Here is a 17,566-nt window from a genome sequence, read left to right as displayed (position 1 = left end):
ATCAGTACGGCCCGGTCAGGGGCGGGCCGGTCATGATGACCTCCACCAGCAGGTCCTGGAAGAAGGCCGGCAATACCACCAGCCAGGTGAGGATGGCCATGACGATCGCTGCAGCGGCCCACAGCCGGGACAGGTGCTGGAGTTCCTCGACCCCGATGATTCCCACTACCAGGGTCCAGAGGAGGCCGATCGGCGGTCCGATATAAGGGACCCACCCTGTCAGCATCAGGGCGGTCAGGCTGTAGAACACCGACCGGACGGTCTGGACAACTCCTTTCCTGCCTCCGATCAACCAGACCCAGAAGTGGAGGAGAAGCGCGTAGACGAGGGCAAAGAGCCAGGAAAATACCAGTAACGCCAGGAACTTCATGACGAGCAGTTCGATCCGGTCGATCCCGAACCGGAACCCGAACAGGGCAAGGAACGGGTGGTTGAACACCCCCATGGCGGTCATGACCGTTGAGAGGATGGCGTAGATGACGGCGATGAACAGGAAATACAGGAGGGTGTCCCTGGCATCCTCATCGGCAACCTTCCAGAACGATTCTGAAGGATTAAAGAGGAATCCCCGCATTTTGTCAGGGACCGTGAACGCCATTCCATCACACGTGCGCGGTGGTCTCATATATAGGTAGCGTATCGGCGGAGGCACCGGTCCGGCAGCAGAAGGACCGGTACTGCGGGACCGTCCAACCATTTTTTCTCCCTGCCCGGCATACCATGTCACATGGCCGAGCAGATCAGCCTTACCATCGGCTGGATCATGATCCTCATGGGGACCGCGTTCCTGGTTCTCGAGACCACCAGCCCGGGGTTCTTCATCGCCGTTCCCGGAACGGTGCTCATCATCCTTGGGGTGTTGTTCGTCCTTGGCGTGAACGTCTTCTCATCGCTTGCCGGGATCCTCCTCGGGGTGCTCATCGCGCTCGCCGTATCTCTCGTGACCATCTGGATGTACCGCAGGATCAACCCGGACGAGGCTTACCCTGTCACCATCAGCAGGGATTCTCTTCTCGGGCGGGAAGGGATCGTGACCCGGAAAGTCATTCCCGATTCTCTCGAAGGCAAGGTCCAGGTCGCCGGGCAGGAGTGGAGTGCCCGGAGCGAAACCGGAGAAATCGCTGCAGGGGTCCGGGTGAGGGTGGTCAGGTCCGAGGGAGTTCATATCGTTGTCGAGGAAGTGAGAGCATGAAGAGAGAGAGAGCATCCCTTCGTGGATGCGTCATACGGTCCTGCCCGGGAGGCGAACGGACATGGCTGTCCTAGAGACGCTGGTTACCATCTTTCTGATCACCGCCATCGTGATCATCTTTGCCCGGGGAGTGGTGATCATCCAGCCCTACGAGCAGGGCCTCCAGATCCGGCTTGGCCGCTACATCGGCCGGATGAACCCCGGGTTCCGGTGGGTCATGCCCCTCATCACCAACGTGGTGAAGCTCGACCTCCGGACGCAGGTGATGGATGTCCCTTCCCAGGAGGTAATCACCAAGGACAATTCCCCGACCAACGTGGATGCCATCGTGTACATCCGGGTCATCGACCCCGAGAAGGCATTCTTCGAGGTCTCCAATTACCGGATGGCCACGGTGGCCCTCGCCCAGACGAGCCTGCGCGGGATAATCGGGGACATGGAGCTCGATGAGATCCTCTACAACCGGGACATCATCAACACCAGGCTCCGGGATATCCTCGACCGGGAAACCGATGCCTGGGGCGTGAAGGTCGAGCGGGTGGAGATCAAGGAAGTCGACCCGGTCGGGGCGGTCAAGCAGGCCATGACCGAGCAGACCGCGGCAGAGCGGGCCAGGAGGGCAGCGATCCTCCGGGCAGACGGCGATAAGCGGTCGGCAATCCTCAAGGCGGAGGGGACGAAGCGGAGCATGATCCTCGAGGCCGAGGGTGACCGCCAGAGCAAGGTGCTCCGGGCTGAAGGGGAGCGGATCTCCCGCATCCTCCAGGCGCAGGGGGATGCGCAGGCCCTCCGGATCCTCTCGGTGGGCTCCCGTCCTCTGGACAAGAAGGCCATCACCGTCCTCTCCCTGGACACGCTCAAGGAGATGTCATCGGGCCAGGCCACGAAGATCATCTTCCCCTTCGAGATATCCGGCCTGATCAAGCAGGCAGCAAAGTTCATCGGGGCCGAGGAAGAAGCACCGGTCGAGCGGCCGGAAGGAGTGCTGCCTCCCGAAGAGATCCTCGGGACCGTCCCGACCTACGACGAAGTGAGGGCAATCCTCAAGGAGATGGACACCAAGATCGCCACCGAGATCTCGGTCGACGAGCTGAAGGATATCGGCAAGGCGAAGCGGCGGCCTGCCGATGAATTTATCGAGGAGATCGGGAAGGACGAGGGCTGAAGCAACCATCCCCGGTCGTTGTTCAAGCAGGCATGAACCTGCCTCAGGCATCCCTTCATGCCTGTCCCTCCCAATGGGCACAAGTGCTATTATTAAGCCCTGTTCCCTGCTCCAGGTGGCGTCCTACGGGCCCACGATCGAGAAGAGGTGGGGGAGCATGATCAGGGAGAGCAGGATGACCACCATCAGGGTGGAGACAGCTGAGGTCACCACCGGGGCGAACCGCAACCATCCCCTCCGCTCGAAAGCCCGCTCGACTCCTTCCTTCAGGATGTATCCACCGTCCAGGGGGACCATGGGGATGGCATTGAAGATGCCCACGCTGATATTGATCCAGCCGCACCAGAAGAGGAAATGGATGATCCCCCAGAACCCGGCAAAGGGCGCGTTGTAGAACTGCTGGGCAGGGGTCTCAAGAGCCAGGATGCGGAACGGGTTTCCAAACCCGGTGATATCAAAGGGTACGGTCAGGAACCGGAGGAAGCCGATGGGAGAAATGCTGTCGCCGATGGCCTGGAGGATCAGCTCCCCGTGGTAATACGAGATACCCATGAATCCCGATTCGTGGGCCGGCATCCCTTCCGGCCACTCCGTCAGGGTCAGGTCGTGGTCGGAGCGTGTGCCCCCGTGGAGCACGGTTAGGGTGATGGTATCGCCCGGCCGGGTGGCGTTCAGGAGGTCCGAGACCTCGCCCGGGGTCTGGACTGCCGTGCCGTCCACCGCCTGGATGATGGAGTAGGCAGGGACCCCTGCCTGGTCCGCGGAAAAATTCTGGAACACGCCACCGATGATCGGCCCGGTGACCGGCACGACCAGGCCCATGAGCAGGATCATCACGATGAAGCAGATCGCCCCGATCACTATGTTGTTGGTGATCCCGGCCCCGAACATCCGGATCTTGCGCATGCCCGTGGTCCGGTCCAGGTCTTCTTCATCAGGCTCGACGAAGAAACCGATCGGCACCACCAGGAGGAGGGCCCCGAAGCTCCTGACCGCGATATTCTCCACCCGGGATAGGATGCCGTGGCCGAACTCGTGGATGGCGATGGTGATCACGAATGCCAGCCAGACGGCGATGGTTGAGGGTATATACTCGTTGATCCCGGGGATCAGGAGGATGTTCTGGGGGGCGTAGATCCCGGTCGGTGGGGGGCGGACAGCGAAGGTGAACTGGAGGGAGAGGATGAGAAGCACGGTCATGCCGATGGAGATGATCACCACCATCACCACCCCGAAACTGGCATAGATGCGCAGGAAGGTCGAGAAGCGTCGGAACCGGTCGAAGAAGCCGACCTTCATGCTCTTTATGGCCATGATCGGGCCGTAGAAAACGATGTGGTCGGAGAAGAGACCTTTTTGCCTGACAACGAGCGCTCCGACAGCATAGACTGCGACGAGGAGCATCAGTACCAGGAGCCAGTCCATTCTTCAGATGTGGGGAAGGATGGCAGATAACGGTTTGGATAAAGGAAAAAAGGTCGTTTCTCTCCCCTCCTCCCGTGATGCGGCACCTGGCTTTACAGGACAAAAAAGCGCGAGAGATCGGACTGTTCGGCCTGGCAGACCAGGGCCCGCGTGGTCTCCCACGATGCCCGGGCGCAGGAGGGCGGCCTCCCGTGATCCCGGATGTACCGGTCAAGGAAGGCGATGGTCTTCTCGTCAGAGGGGTACCCGCTGCCGATCTCGCCGAACGATGCTGCAAGGTCGCCAATGATCCGGTCCCGTGCGACCTTGGCAACGATGCTTGCCGCTGAGACAACGGGCCGGTTCTCGTCTGCATGGTGCTCGGCCGTGACCCGGCAGGGAAAGTCCAGGCAGGCGGCTACGGTCCGGCCGTACCGGGAGGCGATGACGTCACAGGCGTCGACGTAGGCCCGGTGCGGCCGGAGTTCCGCGATCACCCGGGCATGGGCGCGGGCCACGAGGAGGTTCATGCTGGAGTTCCGGCGGAAAGCGTCGATGTCGCCGGAATCGATCACCAGGACCGCTGAACGGAGGCGGGTGGTGATGAGGTCTGAGAGGCGGGCCCGTTCTGCCTGGCGGAGCGCCTTTGAGTCCTTCACCGGGATCCCGTCGAGGTCCCCCGGGGTGTGGCAGGCGACCGCGGCGACCACCAGGGGGCCTAGCACGGCGCCCTTCCCTGCTTCGTCCACACCGCAGAACATCGTATTCAGTAATACGATGCACAAGATATTTCAATGCCAATGATGGACGGAGAACTATGTACATTATCATTGTCGGGCTCGGTGGCATCGGGAGGAGCCTGACAGCGCAGGCGGTCGAGCACGGCGATAATGTGGTTATTATCGACCGTAACGAGCAGCGCTGCAGCGACATGCTCGAGCACTACGACGTGCTGGCCATCACCGGCAATTCCACGGACAAGGCCACACTGGAGGATGCGGGGGTGGACCGTGCCGATGCGCTCGTGGCCACTACCAGCGACGACTCGGTGAACCTGATGACCTGCTGGCTTGCCAAGCGTTACAAGGTCCAGAACGTGGTCTCGATCGTCAACCAGACCGGGCACTCGGACCTCTTCAAGGAGGTCGGGGTGAAGATCAGCGAGAATCCCGATGAGCTGGTGGCTTCGCGGCTCTACTACTGGGCGAAGAACCCGATGCTCCAGCAGCTTGCCTCCATCCCCGGGGGGACCATTTTTGAAGTGATTGCCGAGAAGGGGGCACCGATCGTGGACAAAGAGATCCGCGAGCTCAAGGTCAAGGACTTTGTCTTCATCGCCATCCGGAGGCTCGGCGGAGAGCTGATCATTCCCGGGGGAGGGGTCAAGATCCGGCCCGGGGACACCATCACGGTGTTCACCAAAAAAGAGGCGGAGAGCGAGACGCTCGAGCTCCTCAACCGCCAGCTGCGCAAGTCACCTGATTGAGGCCATCAGGCCGGCAAGGTCGGCGAGGAGGAGGGGGTTTCGCTTGATGATCTCCCTTACGAGCGATATGGTCGAGAAGTCCTTCAGGTCCAGCGCTTTTGCCGAGTGGATGATGGCGTTGAGTTTGGCGTCCGAGAGGGTGATGAACTTCTCCTTGATGTGCCAGTTCCGCTCGATGGCCTTGCCGAGGGGGGAATTCCGCCAGCCTTCATCGTAGGGCATTAGGGCTTCCTTCGTGCAGGCGCCGTCCGCGATGGCTCTGGCCCCCACTTCGGCTGCGAGGCGGCCGGTGAACATGGCATTGTAGATGCCCCCGCCGGTCATGGGGTCGACGACCCGGGCTGCATCCCCGATCACCATCAGTCCGTCCATGACCGTTGATTCGAGGGGCCGGCAGACCGAGACCCCGCCCACGACGCATTCGATGGTTTTTCCTGCTGGGAACCTGTCGGCAACGAACCGGTCGAGGTAATCCTTTGCCCGGTTCCCGGGGCCGCTCTTCTTGCCCGAGATCCCGATCCCCACGTTGGCAGTCCGGTTTCCCTTGGGAAAGACCCAGACGTAGCCTTCCGGTGCGATGGTGTTTCCAAAGTAGAAGATGGTGATGGAAGGATCGATGTCGATGTCGGTCATCAGGTACTGGGCTGCGCTCATGATCTCGCGGACCGGGATAGTGGTATCGATGCCACACCAGCGGGAGAACTTCGATTCGACTCCATCGGCCGCGATCGTGAGATCGGCATGGACCTTCTTCCGCGACCCGCAGTACTCCAGGACGGCGCCTTTCACGGCTCCGCCGGAGAGGATGGGTGCCGAGGCCCGGGTCTTTACCATCACATCGGCGCCGGCTTCTGCTGCCTGCCAGACCAGTTCGCGGTCAAAGAACTTCCGGTCGAGGATATAGCCGACCTTGCTCCCGGCAACCTCCGAGGCAAGCTTCATGGAGACGCCGTCGGGGGCGACCAGTTCGGCGCCGGTGACCTCGGCAGATATCCAGCGTTCATCGGGCTTGATGAACTCTGCGAGAGCTTCCTTCCCGATACCCTCTGCGCACCGGACGGGAGCCCCGATTGCCGGCCGTTTTTCTACGAGGAGTACGGAGTACCCAGCCGTCGCCGCCGTCCTCGCTGCCAGGGCCCCTCCCGGCCCGCCACCGATGACGAGGATGTCGTAGGAGTCCTTCACTTCATCACCTCCAGGGCCCCGAGCGGGCAGACCTTGGCGCAGATACCGCACGAGGTGCAGCTCTCATCGACCTCGAGGTAGGCATCGATCAGCTCGAGCGCACCCTCGGGGCAGATCGAGACGCAGCACCCGCAGTACCCGCAGATGTCACGGTGAATCTTCAGCATCTTTATGCTATAGGCGCGGAGCACCCATAATCCTTTCTTCAGGATACTTCACAAATCTCCCGCCGTTCATAAAAATAATCGTTAATCGGGCTTATCTTTCCGATTCAAAAAAAGAAAATGACCCGTATCGCCCTCCCCCGCCAGGAACGAGGTGCACCCGGGACGAACGGAAGGCATCGACGGCCCGTGCGACCCGGTCGTCCACCAGGGCGAGTTCGCCGACCGGCACCGTGGTCAGGACCCGGATCTCGTCACCGAATGCACCGATGAACCGGTCATACAGCTCCCGGCAGGAGCGGGTCGCCGGTGACGAGGTGCAAAGGACGGTCCTTATGATCTCGGGGAGGGGGATGATGTGCAGGTAGGGCGGGCGCTCCGTGGGCTGCCCGGTTGAGAGGCCGGCTGCCCGGTCGGCGACCCCCCTGGTGATCTTTCCGCCGTCGTCCGGGCATTTCCACCGTGCGGCCTCTGCCTCGGTGCGGCTGAACTGCCGGAAGCAGCGGGAACAGGCAGTCCGGCTGTACTTCCCCTGCTCGGGGAAGAACCCGGCATTCAGGAAGATGGACCCTTCTCTGATGGCGTCGATCACGCCGCCCGGCGTCTTCTCCCTGATCGTCAGGCCGGTGAACTCGCGGCCGAGCCGCGCCGGGTCAGGGCTGTGGGCATCGGAGTTGGTGAGGAAGGGGATGCCGGCCAGTTCCGGGATCGCCGTCCCGTAGCTGTTGTCCGCGGAGAGGCCGAGTTCGAGGAAATCAACCGGCTCTTCTCCGTAGCATTCCCCGGGTGAATCAAACGATGCGTAGAGCGATGTCCAGGGGGTGAATGCATGGGCGGGTCCAACCAGACCCTCGGCGGCATGAACTGCACGGGCGATCGCTTCCCCCGGGAGGTTGATGCGGGGCCGGCCGGTGCGGTGGAGGTTCCCGGCATGCGGTGCAAGCCTCGCCTCCAGCTCCCGGCAGCGATCGAACGAGTCGAGGACGATGAGGTGGTGGACGCGGTCCTGGTCCTCGACCTCTGTGGTGGGGACCACGAGCACGTCGGTCTCGCTGCGGAGGGCCTCCCTCCAGAGGTCCCGCCACCCGGCATGGAGGGCATCACCGCTGCCGAGGATTCCGATACCTTTCTTCCTGCAGGAGGCGAGGAGAGCCCCAGGGAGCATGTTCTTCGAGGAGGCGATGGAAAAACAGGAATGGATGTGCAGGTCGGAGAAGAGCTGCATGTCACACGAAGTAGCGGAGCTCGTCATCCTGCGAGATGCGGTCCCCATCGACGAGCTTCTGGAGCATGAACTCCATCTCCTCGGCCCGCTGCTCGAGCAGGGTCGGGTCGACCTCGATCCCGATGAGGGTTGAGACGACACGGAGCAGGCTTGCCGCGCTCCTGGGGTCCACGAGGTAGCCCGAGGTCTCGCCCATGAGGCAGATCCCTTCTATTCCCCTGTGGAGGCCGAGGCCGAGGAGCAGGCCTGCCGCCCCGACGATCCCTCCACCCGGTTCGTCGCGGCTCACGATCGCTCCCGCGGCCTCCACGCTCTCTCGCAATGACGACTGGTTCACGGCGCCGAGCACCCGTGGTTCCTCGACCAGGTGGCCGACCCCGTACCCTCCCAGGGTGTAGAGCCGCTGCACACCGCAGGCTTCGGCAATGTCGAGGTAGGCATCGGCGAGGAGGTAGTGTCCTTCCGCAGAGGTCGCCTGGAAGTCGCCCACGAGGAAGAGGAGACGGTGCGTTTCGCCTTCGTAATAGTATACCTCGTTGTTGGCCAGCCGGACGGTTCCCTGTTCATCGATGATGACCTGGGGCGGGAAGAAAATGGACGCGATCTCGGCGATCTTTTCTGCCCCGAGCTCCCGGACCAGGTGTTCGGCAACCAGTTTGCCGACATGGCCGATGCCCGGGAGACCTTCGATGAGCACCGGGGCGGATATCCCGTCCCCGGGAGTCCTGTCGATGAAACGGACGGTTATGTCATCCATGTTCGGGCAATCCTCCGCTCGTGACCGTATCGGTCTTCGGGAGAGAACCGGGCGGGGTGTGGGGACCCGGTGGCATGTCCGCAGACCGGGCAGGTGTCCCGGAGGGTATAGGTAAAATCACGGGGGCAGCGCCTGATCCGGGCGGTCATGTGCTCTTTCCGGACTTCGGTTTCTTGACGAACCTGCCCTCGCCGCCGGCCCGTTCCACAACGCCGATGGCCGCGTTCGCCGCCTTTTCGATGGCTTTCTCCGCCTGCTTGTAGTCCGGAGCAGTGACCTTGATCCGGTAGATCGGGGCGCCAAGGTAGGTCAGCTCGATCTCCGTGTCGGCGATCTTTGGTTCGGCACTCCGGAGCGCCCGCCGGATGATGTTCACCCCGTCCGGTTTCATGGTGGTGAGCACCAGGTTCCCGGAGACCGTGACCCGGGGGATCTTGACATTCTCCCGGGCGACCGTGGCCAGGGCCGCAATGACTTTCGCTGAGAGGTCGATCTTTTTGAGGGAGTCTTCACCGCCGGACACGATCTCTTCGAAGACCGAGTAGAGGTCGCCGTACCTCTTGATGAGGGCGGCCTTGATCACCTCGGGGCTCTCTCCGGAGGCTTCGGCGGCAAATCCTATCCACTTTGCCGCCTTAGATTCGTTCTTCCACTCGCGGATCTTCTCGCGCCGCTGGTGGTCATTGACGTCCTTTAAGGAGAGATCGATATGGCCCCGGCTCCGGTCGACGTGGAGAACTTTGCAGACCACCTTCTGGCCCTCGCGGATATGGTCGCGAATGTACTTGATCCAGCCCGTGGCGATCTCCGAGATGGGGATCAGGCCTTCGAGCCCCTCGTACTCATCGAGGGAGACAAACGCTGCAAAGTCCTTGATGTTCCTGACCGTGCAGACCACCAGTTCACCGGCCGAAGGCCATGATCGCTCACTCATGCGGGTTACTCACTCGTAGGTTTCCAGGATTTTCGCGGTGATCCGCGCCTTTCCGCCCGCCGGTTCGGCGAGGACCCTGCCGCAGACCACGCAGTCTACCACGGTGCTCGCTTTCTCGAACACGACCTGCTCGTTCTCGCAGTCCGGGCACTTCACCTTGGCGAACCGGCTCCGGTTTTTACGCGACTGTTGTACCATGGGATCACTCCGTCAGCTCGAATTTTCCGACCCGGAATCCCGTGCGCAGGTGAGCCCTGCCGCATGCCTTGCAGCGGTACCGGACGTTGATCTTCTTGGTGGGCTTGTCCCCTCCGGGAACCTTGGAGAACTTCCCCATGTTCCCGACCGTGCTCCGCCGCGCCTTCTGGCGGTCGATCCAGTGGAGCCCGGTGGTCCTGCCCTTCTTGACCTTCTCCACCTCATGGACCTGGTGATTCCTGCAGAACGGGCAGTAGGTCCTGAATTTCACTGGCATTTTCATGGTATTTACCTCGGGTTACCCGGTATGGAATATCAATATCATTTGCCCGGGTTTATATTTAAGACTATGTTGCGCTCACACAGGACTTCGGCGTTCCGGAGGGGGAGCATCACCAGGTCCTCCCTTTGGAGCTGGTAGATCCGGCCATCGACCCCCATGAACGGTTCCATGTCGGAGAGGATCCGGGAGAGCACGTAGTCGGCCCCGGAGGACTGGGCTTCAAGCACCCCGGCACACCGCTCGGCCTCGGCGGCAGCCTCGGCCCGGCTCACCCCAGCCCCTGCCGGCGGGACCGGGATGAGGCGGCACCGGGAATGGGATATCGCCAGCGTTATGGCATCAAACATCTCCCGTTCCTCGGGTAGCATCCGTTTCAGTTCATCCCGCTCGACGTACTGCCCCTCTTCCTGGGTGCGGGCGAGGGCGAGGATCTTCTCGGACCGGAGCATGAAGAGGTCGTGGAGGGTCTCCCGGATACTGCTCACCCGCTCGATCAGGATCCGTGCCCGGTCGGAGAAGGGGTCCTCGCAGGCATACACCTCGGAAAGGAGCGTTTCGAGGTTCTTCTCCGCCGAATGGTAGAGGTCGTGGGGGATGGCGAGGAGGCGGCCGGTCTCCCGTTCCGAGAGGAGGATGCTCCTGAGTTCGTCGAGGTGCATGGTTCAGGCCCTCCCGGCGATCTCGGCCAGGCCCCGGCAGCAGAGGAATACGGCGAGGGCTTCGGGCACGACCGATTCTCCTTTCGCGACCCGGTACCGGTTGCCAAGGAGAGGCATCGAGAGCTCGATTTGGGAGTCCACCCTGACATCCCGGGTGCCGAACACCACCGCGTCCGTGAGCGGGTCAAAGTCATCGAGCTCGCGTATGGAAAGGGGGGTGACCCGGAACCCGCTCCCCCCGTGGAGCGAGGTGGGCATCCGGATGAGCCGCTTCACGTCGGTGGTGACCGGTTCATCGGCAAGGGCTGCCTTTTCCCGGAGAAGGGAGATGAACTTCCCCTCTCTCTGGCCGGCGAGCGCCCGGACCACCCTGCCGATGGTTGCATCCTTCAGGTTCACGGCAGGGGGGCTGGCCGCGAGCGCTGCCCGGAGGTCACCGGCCCGCTTCAGGAACTCTTCCGCGGTCACCTTCCCCACCCCTTCAAGCGTCAGGAGATCGGCGAGAGCCTCTTTCTGGTCCATCCCCTCCAGCACCAGCAGGTACTCGGTCAGTGCTGCTATATATCGCTGGTGCCATCCGCGGGGTGAAGGTGAAGGCAGGAAGAGGATGGTCCCGGGATCGATCCCGATCCCGCAGAGGTAGTCGATCAGCTCCCGGCGCTCGGCGCTCCCCCACCCCCGCACTGCGATCTCCCTGATGTGGACATGGTAGCCCCGCCCCCCTGAGAAGACGAGGTCGATCTCCCGCTCCGCAAACCCGAGTTCCCCGGTGAGCATGGCGATCAGCTTGGTGGTCTCTTCCTTGACCCGGGAGAGCATCATGTCATAGGGCCCCCGCACGATGTGGTCGGCATCGAGATCAAAGACTATATCGGCGCCGAGCCACCCCTTCTCCGGCATGGTTGGGGCATGTGGCATGCGGTAGTAGGCGACCGAGTAGTAGAGGTGTGCCGGGGCCATGTTCCGTATGTACTCGAGCAGCTCGTTGTTCCCGGTAAACCCGATGTGACGCCGCATCCGGATGTCGGGGTAATCGGGATCGAAGAAGACAAATGCCCATTCCCGCTGCCCGGCCGAAGGGGGTGGGGTGAGTATGCCGGCCCGGTAATAGTCCGAGAACCGCTGCTTCACGAATTCGAGGGTCGCCGGCTTCATCCCAGGTCCTTGATCATATAGGGCCCCCTGCGTTCATAGCCCTGCCTGCGGTAGTAGGGCCGCACCCCGATGCCGCTCATGACCGCCACCTCCCGGTACCCTGCCCCGGCGGCAATATCTTCGGCAAGCCCAAGGAGCTCTCTGCCTGTCCTGCGGTGCTGCCGCTGATCGGGGAGAGGCGCCATGCCCAGCGGCACGATGCTGCCGTAGACATGGAGTTCGCGGAGGAGGGCGGCTTCCCGGACTTCATCCCGCCACCGGAGACCTCCGGTACGGAGGCGGGCAAACCCGACAAGGGCATCGCCGGATACCGCGGAGATGAAGTGCTCCCGCCCCCCGGCACAGTCGTAGCCATCCCAGCGAAGCTCGGCAGGTCCGCCGGCCGGAAACCGGCCTGCTTCACGGCAGCGAATGCAGCGGCAGCGCTTATTCCACGATGAGAGGCGCTGCTGGCAGAGCTGGCGGAAGTTGCTGTGCCGGGAACCGGCGACGATGAGTTTGGCCGGGATGTCACGCTGGATGCGCTGGAGGCGGACATAGTCGGGGAGGAGCGATTTCCCGTATGCGATGAGATCGATCAGGGTATCCTCGTCGTATGGGCTGTACCGCCCTTCCTCCCAGAGCTGCTCGATCTCGGACCCCGGGGTCACGAGGGTCGGGTAGATCTTGAGGAAATCGGGGCGAAAGGAAGGGTTCCTGAAGAGCTCTTCAAAGAGCCGGCAGTCCTGCCCGGGAGTGCTCCCGGGAAGGTTGGGCATGACGTGGAACCCGACTTTCAGGCCGGCATCCCGCAGGAGGCGGTTGGCGGTCACGGTATCCTCTGTAGTGCACCCCCGCCGGTTGAAGGCAAGGATGGCATCGTCGATGTGCTGGACCCCGAGTTCAACCTTTGTCACACCTAGGGAGAGCATGCGGCTGATCTCCCCTGTCCCGCACCAGTCAGGCCTCGTCTCGAACGTGGTTGCCACGCACCGGACTGCCGCGTACTCGTTTCCCCGGAACAGGGTGGCAGGGCCGGCACCTTCCGGGGCAGGGTGGCCCCGGTATTCGTTCATCGCTTTCACACAGGAGGCGACAAACCATTCCTGGTATTCCGGCGGGCGGGCGGTAATGGTCCCCCCCATGACGATCAGTTCAACCTTGTCCACGTGGTGGCCCAGCTGCTCGAACTGTTCGAGGCGGGACTGCACCTGCCGGTAGGGATCGTAGCCGTGCAGCCGGGCCCGGAGGGCTGCAGGTTCTTCGCCGGTGTAGGACTGCGGCGACTGGAACGGGTGGTCGGGACCTCCGGGGCAGGGGAGGCACTTCCCATGGGGGCAGGGAAAAGGGGAGGTCATGACCGCGACCGGTGCCACACCGGAGAGGGTGCGGGTGGGCTTGACGAGGAGAACGGTCCGAAGACGGTCACGCTCGCCGGGGAGGGCGGCGGCAAGCAGGTCGGAGTTCCGGGGGATGGTGGGCAGCCCGTGCTTCCCGCAGACTTCGACCTTGACCCGCGTGACATCGGAAGGGGGTATGTCCCGGGAAAGGAGTTGATCGATGATCTCCCGGTGAACGTCCGGACCGGCCATAAAAGGGTTAATGTTCGACGACGGCCTTCTCCGGGACCATCTCGACGCGCATGGGGTGGTTTTGGGAATGGAGGTGGGAGACTATCTCGTCGCCGAGGGCAAGGATAGCTTCCTTGTGGCATTTCTTGTTTTTGTGGATGTGCACAGGGGAGATTTCAAGAGAATCGTAATGCTTGGTAGGGATTTCATGGTTGGTGATGTTTTCAGAGTATCTTTTAATGTGGATCATCAGCATGTGGAGATGGAGGAGCTCTTCTTTTTGCACACTATCACCTTCTTCACGTCATCTTTTTTCAGAGAAACAAGATATTCATTTTGGGTGATCTTTATATCCATCTTTTCGCATGCAGCAGGGTCGCTCACGGGACTGGCAATTGGGGACGCATTGGGTGCGCCCCTTGAAAGCTTCCCTCCGCCGCCCCAGAAAGTCACGGAAATGAAGTATTCTTTGAAAAGGGACCTGGAACCGGGTTCCTGTACCGATGATACAGCCCAGGCCCTCGCCCTTGCCGAGTCCCTCGCCACCTGCCACGGGTTCTGTCCATACGACGTGATGAGGAGGTTAATCGCAAGGTACGAACTGCACCCCGGTGTTTACGGGCCCACCTCCAGCAGGGTCTTTGAACTGGTCCTGGGCGGGTGGGACCCGGCCCTTGCCGCCCGGTCCGCCCACCTGGCGAGCGGGTCGTCCCGGAGCAACGGCAGCGTGATGCGGGGCCCGCCGATCGGGATCTTCTATGCAGGGCCTATGGTCGAGGCCTGCAGCGAGGCTTGTTCACGGCTCACCCATGACGACCCCGTTGCCGGTGCATGCTCGGCGTTCGTGAACCGCATGGTCAGCGACCTGTGCCGGGGGGCCTCCCGGGAACGGGCCTACGGGCGGGCCCTCTCCCGGTGCCGGGACGAGGAAGTGGCCGCCATGCTGGGTGATTTCCGGCGGCATGAACCGGTCCCCGGACTCGACTGCCTCCTTGCCACCCATGCAGCCCTGGCCGTCTTCATGGGGGGCAGGAGTTTTGAAGGGGTGCTGGTGGCAGCGGTGAACCTCGGTGGTGATGCTGATACGGTCGGTGCCATCTCCGGGGCGATGGCCGGTGCCGCATCCGGGATCTCCGCCATCCCGTCCCGGTGGCTGGCGTCCCTCCGGGAACTTCCCCTGGTCACCTCGACGGCTTACCGGCTCTGGGCAGCGTCACGCGAATGAGGAGGCTCCCGGCACAGCGTGACCGCCGTTTTCAGACCGGCATCAACTCGACGAGGTGCAGGTTCCGCCCTCTCTCACAGGTTTCCGGGACGTTCCCGATCACGTCCTGCACGATATACTTCTCCCCCTCGACCAGTCCCTCGGGGTGGCAGAGGTCGAAGTTTATGCAGTCCTCCCGGGAGCATGAGAACTCGAACTGGATCTTCGTGTTCCTGATGGCCATGTCGGCGCTGATGAGCACCGGGATCGGGGACTCCACGACCTCGACTGACAGCGCACCGTTGAGGTGCACCGGGCAGCTGTGCTCGGTCTTGCGGACGGCGACGATCCGGTACCTCCGCCCTTTCTTCAGGTTGTTGCAGGCCTTGGAAAGCTTGCAGGACCCGCATTCCCCAATCGTCCCTTCATAGATGAACTCGAGCCCGTTCTTGGCCAGCTCCTTTCCGATCAGCGTCACTTTCGGTTTTATTTCTGCCATCGATCATTCCTCATACAGCATTTGGATCAGGTGTTCCGCGGACTCGAGGGAGAGGCCCATATCGAGGATGGTGAACCGTTCCGGCCGGATCTCCTTTGCCGCGAGCAGTGCCCTGGCAGCGGTCGCATCCGGGATACCCATCTCTCCCGGTGTGACCGGGGCGCCGATCTGCCGGAGCGCCTGGCGGATCTCCCGCCAGTTCCCCCCGTGGAGGTACATGGTGATGATGGTCCCGATGCCGCAGGCCTCGCCATGGAGCGCCCTGCCCGGGGCAAGTCGTTCCAGTGCATGCCCGAACTTGTGTTCCCCCCCGGACCCCGGGCGCGATGACCCGGCAATGCTCATGGCAACCCCGGACGAGACCAGCGCCTTGATCACGAACCGGGCGCTCTCCTCATGGCAGGGCCTGATGCTCCGGGCGTTCTTCATCAGGAGTTCGGAGGTCATCCGGGAGAGGGCGATGGCATACTCGGAGATCGGTTCCCCGCGGAGCCGGTGGGCAAGTTCCCAGTCGAGGCAGGCGGTATAGTTGGACATGATGTCGGCACAGCCTGCGGCCAGCAGCCGGTGGGGGGCGCGGGCGATGACCGCGGTGTCGGCGATGATGGCGATGGGGGGATGGGCTTGGAGCGAGGCGCTCCCCCCTTCCATGGGCACCGAGGCGCGGGCCGAAGCGATGCCGTCGTGGGAGGCTGCGGTCGGGACGCTGATGAACTGGCGGTCGAGGTTAAAGGAGGCGATCTTTGCGGTGTCGATGACCCGTCCGCCTCCCACGCCGATAAGGAAGTCCAGGCCCCGGGCCGCCTCTTCGGCCTCCCGGATCACCTCCATGCTGATGGTGTCCGAAACAAAGGTGTGGATCTCGAACTCCTTCGAGAGGAGGGAGATGACCCTCTCCGCGGCAAGGTCGCGGGTATGGGTGCCTGTGACCACGAGCGCAGACCGGCCGAGCCGCAGGTCCGAGCAGACGCCGGGGACGTGGGTGAGTGCGTCGTGCCCGATCACCACGTCGCGGGGGAGCTGCATCCACCGGGAGCGCTCCGAGCTTTTCTGCTTGAGTACTTTAATATCGTCTGCACTCATTAGGATCAGGAATGATTAGGGAATTCATCTACAAATATTACATTGATCCCATCAGGTACGGCCAGCCGTACAATATTGTCGATACCCTCACCTATGCTCTGGTCCTTATCGTGGCGATCTACCTCATATACCGCTGGCTGAGCGCCTCGAAGATCGTCCGGGTCGATGGGACATTCGTGGTGGCGACCCTGCCCTTCGTTGTGCCTCGGGGGGCTCTCACGGGTGGTCCAGGACACCGGGATGCTTACTTCGGCCTGGCAGTTCCTGCTGGTGACCCCCCTGATCTATTTTGTCCTCTTCTTCTTCACGGTCTGCGCCCTGGTTGCAAGCGCCCAGCTGCAGAAAGCGGGTATCGTGGGAGACTACGTGCCGCTGTATTCCGGCACCGGGATCGCCGCATGTATCGCCGTGGGGGGTCTCCTGGCCTGGTTTGGCATGGGAAACGGCATCATATCCGCCCGGGTCTTTGCTGCCATCATGGGAATGACCCTTGTCGCTACCGTGGCTGTGTATGCCGCGATGCGCTACCTCCTGCGCTGGAAGTACGTCGTTGATCCTGTGTACCTCGCCCTGATCTCCGGCCAGATGCTCGATGCCAGCGCCACGAGCTACGGGATCGAACTCCACCCCGTCTCCTACCAGGAAGTGCACGTGGTGGGATCGAACCTGATCGAGCTCTCCGGGACGGCATTCGTCATGTTCCCGCTCAAGCTGGCCGTCCTCTTCCCCGGGATCTGGATCCTCCAGCGCTACCGTGGGGAGAGTCCTGAGGCGCTCTGGCACCTCATCCTCCTCGCCATGATCACCGTGGGGCTCGCCCCCGGTGTCAGGGACATGGTCAGGATGGTGCTGTATGTCTGAGTTCTCCCGGTATGCGATGGTCACCATCTTCATCTTCCTTGCTTCGTGTGCGGCAGGGGTCATGGTATCGTCCGGGGACCCCGGTGCCGGTGAGCAGCTGCTCGGGCTGTTCCGCGAAGCCATCGTCGGCGAGATTCTCGACAGCGCACCGTCCGTGCTGGCCTTGAAGCTGTTCGTAAACAACCTCCAGGCATGCACGTTCATGTTCCTCGGAGGGGCATCCCTGGGGCTGCTTACGGCATTCATCATCCTGGCCAACGGGGTGGTGATCGGGGCGGTGGCCGAGCTCGTGCGGCAGCAGCAGGGGCTGCTCTGCATCGCGGCGGCCCTGGTCCCCCACGGGGTCTTCGAGATTTCGGCGTTCGTGATCTCGGGGACGCTCGGGTTTCTCCTGGCCCGGGACCTCTGGCAGGAATGGAGGGGGGTCGGGGATGCGGCGGCGTCATCGGTGGCGATGGGAAAGACCTTCCTCTTCGTGGTCGTCCCCCTCGTCGCCGTCGCCGCGTTCACAGAGGTCTTTATTACGCCGGAAATCCTACGTTTGGTAGCTTGAGGTTTCTTT

At 62.4% G+C, this 17,566-nt stretch carries 22 protein-coding genes and 1 pseudogene; 6 read left to right on the top strand and 17 right to left on the bottom strand.

Annotated features, from left to right (window positions below):
- Window position 1: 1 nt before the first annotated feature.
- Complete coding sequence (locus IPI71_02720; protein QQR71443.1) at window positions 2–598, bottom strand: YIP1 family protein; 597 nt, start codon at window positions 596–598, stop codon at window positions 2–4.
- A 129-nt stretch (window positions 599–727) separates the two neighbouring features.
- Between IPI71_02720 and IPI71_02715 the strand changes: the two genes are divergently transcribed.
- Both IPI71_02715 and IPI71_02710 read left to right on the top strand, forming a co-directional pair.
- Entirely contained in the window at window positions 728–1,192 is a 465-nt protein-coding gene (locus IPI71_02715) for an NfeD family protein (GenBank protein QQR71442.1), read from the top strand.
- A 61-nt stretch (window positions 1,193–1,253) separates the two neighbouring features.
- Window positions 1,254–2,357, top strand: coding sequence for an SPFH/Band 7/PHB domain protein (locus IPI71_02710; protein ID QQR71441.1), 1,104 nt, complete (start codon window positions 1,254–1,256; stop codon window positions 2,355–2,357).
- 123 nt (window positions 2,358–2,480) lie between these two features.
- On the opposite strand, the gene IPI71_02705 is transcribed toward IPI71_02710, so the two are convergent.
- Together IPI71_02705 and IPI71_02700 are read right to left on the bottom strand one after the other, a co-directional pair.
- A complete protein-coding gene (locus IPI71_02705) occupies window positions 2,481–3,782 on the bottom strand; it encodes a site-2 protease family protein (protein QQR71440.1) in 1,302 nt (433 codons plus the stop codon).
- Between the two features lie 92 nt (window positions 3,783–3,874).
- Window positions 3,875–4,522: a ribonuclease HII gene (locus tag IPI71_02700; protein QQR71439.1), complete on the bottom strand. Its 648-nt coding sequence runs from the start codon at window positions 4,520–4,522 to the stop codon at window positions 3,875–3,877.
- Window positions 4,523–4,578: 56 nt separating this feature from the next.
- Here IPI71_02700 and IPI71_02695 point away from each other — a divergent pair, with 56 nt between their 5' ends.
- The gene (locus tag IPI71_02695; GenBank protein QQR71438.1) at window positions 4,579–5,247 is read left to right on the top strand and encodes a TrkA family potassium uptake protein; all 669 of its coding nucleotides are present in this window, start codon (window positions 4,579–4,581) and stop codon (window positions 5,245–5,247) included.
- Here the strand turns inward: IPI71_02695 and IPI71_02690 are convergent.
- The 12 genes from IPI71_02690 to IPI71_02635 all read right to left on the bottom strand — a co-directional run bounded on the left by IPI71_02690 (window position 5,236) and on the right by IPI71_02635 (window position 13,643).
- The gene (locus tag IPI71_02690) at window positions 5,236–6,432 is read right to left on the bottom strand and encodes an NAD(P)/FAD-dependent oxidoreductase (GenBank protein ID QQR71437.1); all 1,197 of its coding nucleotides are present in this window, start codon (window positions 6,430–6,432) and stop codon (window positions 5,236–5,238) included. The genes IPI71_02695 and IPI71_02690 overlap by 12 nt on opposite strands.
- On the bottom strand, window positions 6,429–6,599 hold the full coding sequence (locus IPI71_02685) for a 4Fe-4S binding protein (protein QQR71436.1): 171 nt from the start codon (window positions 6,597–6,599) through the stop codon (window positions 6,429–6,431). The genes IPI71_02690 and IPI71_02685 overlap by 4 nt, the downstream gene beginning before the upstream one ends.
- Window positions 6,600–6,690: 91 nt before the next feature.
- Entirely contained in the window at window positions 6,691–7,821 is a 1,131-nt protein-coding gene (locus IPI71_02680) for an endonuclease Q family protein (GenBank protein QQR71917.1), read from the bottom strand.
- A 1-nt stretch (window position 7,822) separates the two neighbouring features.
- Entirely contained in the window at window positions 7,823–8,578 is a 756-nt protein-coding gene (locus IPI71_02675; protein QQR71435.1) for a proteasome assembly chaperone family protein, read from the bottom strand.
- On the bottom strand, window positions 8,566–8,727 hold the full coding sequence (locus IPI71_02670; protein ID QQR71434.1) for an RNA-protein complex protein Nop10: 162 nt from the start codon (window positions 8,725–8,727) through the stop codon (window positions 8,566–8,568). Before IPI71_02670 ends, IPI71_02675 begins: the two co-directional genes overlap by 13 nt.
- Window positions 8,724–9,512 carry a translation initiation factor IF-2 subunit alpha gene (locus tag IPI71_02665; protein QQR71433.1) on the bottom strand — a complete coding sequence of 263 codons (789 nt, stop codon included), beginning with the start codon at window positions 9,510–9,512 and terminating at the stop codon, window positions 8,724–8,726. The genes IPI71_02670 and IPI71_02665 overlap by 4 nt, the downstream gene beginning before the upstream one ends.
- A gap of 9 nt (window positions 9,513–9,521) precedes the next feature.
- The gene (locus IPI71_02660; protein ID QQR71432.1) at window positions 9,522–9,710 is read right to left on the bottom strand and encodes a 30S ribosomal protein S27e; all 189 of its coding nucleotides are present in this window, start codon (window positions 9,708–9,710) and stop codon (window positions 9,522–9,524) included.
- Window positions 9,711–9,714: 4 nt separating this feature from the next.
- Window positions 9,715–9,993: a 50S ribosomal protein L44e gene (locus tag IPI71_02655; protein ID QQR71431.1), complete on the bottom strand. Its 279-nt coding sequence runs from the start codon at window positions 9,991–9,993 to the stop codon at window positions 9,715–9,717.
- Between the two features lie 38 nt (window positions 9,994–10,031).
- Window positions 10,032–10,652 carry a DNA replication complex GINS family protein gene (locus IPI71_02650; protein ID QQR71430.1) on the bottom strand — a complete coding sequence of 207 codons (621 nt, stop codon included), beginning with the start codon at window positions 10,650–10,652 and terminating at the stop codon, window positions 10,032–10,034.
- Window positions 10,653–10,655: 3 nt separating this feature from the next.
- The gene (gene priS / locus IPI71_02645) at window positions 10,656–11,807 is read right to left on the bottom strand and encodes a DNA primase catalytic subunit PriS (protein QQR71429.1); all 1,152 of its coding nucleotides are present in this window, start codon (window positions 11,805–11,807) and stop codon (window positions 10,656–10,658) included.
- Window positions 11,804–13,378: a tRNA uridine(34) 5-carboxymethylaminomethyl modification radical SAM/GNAT enzyme Elp3 gene (locus IPI71_02640; GenBank protein QQR71428.1), complete on the bottom strand. Its 1,575-nt coding sequence runs from the start codon at window positions 13,376–13,378 to the stop codon at window positions 11,804–11,806. The genes priS and IPI71_02640 overlap by 4 nt, the downstream gene beginning before the upstream one ends.
- A gap of 7 nt (window positions 13,379–13,385) precedes the next feature.
- On the bottom strand, window positions 13,386–13,643 hold the full coding sequence (locus IPI71_02635; GenBank protein ID QQR71427.1) for a UPF0058 family protein: 258 nt from the start codon (window positions 13,641–13,643) through the stop codon (window positions 13,386–13,388).
- Between the two features lie 54 nt (window positions 13,644–13,697).
- Here IPI71_02635 and IPI71_02630 point away from each other — a divergent pair, with 54 nt between their 5' ends.
- Window positions 13,698–14,582: an ADP-ribosylglycohydrolase family protein gene (locus IPI71_02630; GenBank protein QQR71426.1), complete on the top strand. Its 885-nt coding sequence runs from the start codon at window positions 13,698–13,700 to the stop codon at window positions 14,580–14,582.
- 31 nt (window positions 14,583–14,613) lie between these two features.
- On the opposite strand, the gene IPI71_02625 is transcribed toward IPI71_02630, so the two are convergent.
- Window positions 14,614–15,060: a UPF0179 family protein gene (locus IPI71_02625; GenBank protein QQR71425.1), complete on the bottom strand. Its 447-nt coding sequence runs from the start codon at window positions 15,058–15,060 to the stop codon at window positions 14,614–14,616.
- Window positions 15,061–15,063: 3 nt separating this feature from the next.
- Window positions 15,064–16,143, bottom strand: coding sequence for an NAD(P)-dependent glycerol-1-phosphate dehydrogenase (locus IPI71_02620; GenBank protein ID QQR71424.1), 1,080 nt, complete (start codon window positions 16,141–16,143; stop codon window positions 15,064–15,066).
- A gap of 11 nt (window positions 16,144–16,154) precedes the next feature.
- Here IPI71_02620 and IPI71_02615 point away from each other — a divergent pair.
- Both IPI71_02615 and IPI71_02610 read left to right on the top strand, forming a co-directional pair.
- Window positions 16,155–17,004: pseudogene (locus tag IPI71_02615) on the top strand (DUF63 family protein).
- A complete protein-coding gene (locus tag IPI71_02610; protein QQR71423.1) occupies window positions 16,997–17,557 on the top strand; it encodes a stage II sporulation protein M in 561 nt (186 codons plus the stop codon). The pseudogene IPI71_02615 and the gene IPI71_02610 overlap by 8 nt, the downstream one beginning before the upstream one ends.
- Window positions 17,558–17,566 lie beyond the last annotated feature (9 nt).

The sequence above is a fragment of the Methanolinea sp. genome (assembly GCA_016699325.1).
In the GTDB taxonomy this organism is placed as follows: Archaea; Halobacteriota; Methanomicrobia; order Methanomicrobiales; family Methanospirillaceae; genus UBA9949.
The sequence above is the reverse complement of the archived record's forward strand: the minus strand, read 5'-3'. Positions and strand labels throughout refer to the sequence as shown.

Excerpts from the sequence above, each read along its gene's own strand:
- IPI71_02720 (QQR71443.1), bottom strand. The coding sequence starts at position 598 with ATGGCGTTCACGGTCCCTGACAAAATGCGGGGATTCCTCTTTAATCCT.
- IPI71_02715 (QQR71442.1), top strand. The coding sequence starts at position 728 with ATGGCCGAGCAGATCAGCCTTACCATCGGCTGGATCATGATCCTCATG.
- IPI71_02710 (QQR71441.1), top strand. The coding sequence starts at position 1,254 with ATGGCTGTCCTAGAGACGCTGGTTACCATCTTTCTGATCACCGCCATC.
- IPI71_02705 (QQR71440.1), bottom strand. The coding sequence starts at position 3,782 with ATGGACTGGCTCCTGGTACTGATGCTCCTCGTCGCAGTCTATGCTGTC.
- IPI71_02700 (QQR71439.1), bottom strand. The coding sequence starts at position 4,522 with ATGTTCTGCGGTGTGGACGAAGCAGGGAAGGGCGCCGTGCTAGGCCCC.
- IPI71_02695 (QQR71438.1), top strand. The coding sequence starts at position 4,579 with ATGTACATTATCATTGTCGGGCTCGGTGGCATCGGGAGGAGCCTGACA.
- IPI71_02685 (QQR71436.1), bottom strand. The coding sequence starts at position 6,599 with ATGCTGAAGATTCACCGTGACATCTGCGGGTACTGCGGGTGCTGCGTC.
- IPI71_02680 (QQR71917.1), bottom strand. The coding sequence starts at position 7,821 with ATGCAGCTCTTCTCCGACCTGCACATCCATTCCTGTTTTTCCATCGCC.
- IPI71_02675 (QQR71435.1), bottom strand. The coding sequence starts at position 8,578 with ATGGATGACATAACCGTCCGTTTCATCGACAGGACTCCCGGGGACGGG.
- IPI71_02670 (QQR71434.1), bottom strand. The coding sequence starts at position 8,727 with ATGACCGCCCGGATCAGGCGCTGCCCCCGTGATTTTACCTATACCCTC.
- IPI71_02665 (QQR71433.1), bottom strand. The coding sequence starts at position 9,512 with ATGAGTGAGCGATCATGGCCTTCGGCCGGTGAACTGGTGGTCTGCACG.
- IPI71_02660 (QQR71432.1), bottom strand. The coding sequence starts at position 9,710 with ATGGTACAACAGTCGCGTAAAAACCGGAGCCGGTTCGCCAAGGTGAAG.
- IPI71_02655 (QQR71431.1), bottom strand. The coding sequence starts at position 9,993 with ATGAAAATGCCAGTGAAATTCAGGACCTACTGCCCGTTCTGCAGGAAT.
- IPI71_02650 (QQR71430.1), bottom strand. The coding sequence starts at position 10,652 with ATGCACCTCGACGAACTCAGGAGCATCCTCCTCTCGGAACGGGAGACC.
- priS (QQR71429.1), bottom strand. The coding sequence starts at position 11,807 with ATGAAGCCGGCGACCCTCGAATTCGTGAAGCAGCGGTTCTCGGACTAT.
- IPI71_02640 (QQR71428.1), bottom strand. The coding sequence starts at position 13,378 with ATGGCCGGTCCGGACGTTCACCGGGAGATCATCGATCAACTCCTTTCC.
- IPI71_02625 (QQR71425.1), bottom strand. The coding sequence starts at position 15,060 with ATGGCAGAAATAAAACCGAAAGTGACGCTGATCGGAAAGGAGCTGGCC.
- IPI71_02620 (QQR71424.1), bottom strand. The coding sequence starts at position 16,143 with ATGAGTGCAGACGATATTAAAGTACTCAAGCAGAAAAGCTCGGAGCGC.
- IPI71_02610 (QQR71423.1), top strand. The coding sequence starts at position 16,997 with ATGTCTGAGTTCTCCCGGTATGCGATGGTCACCATCTTCATCTTCCTT.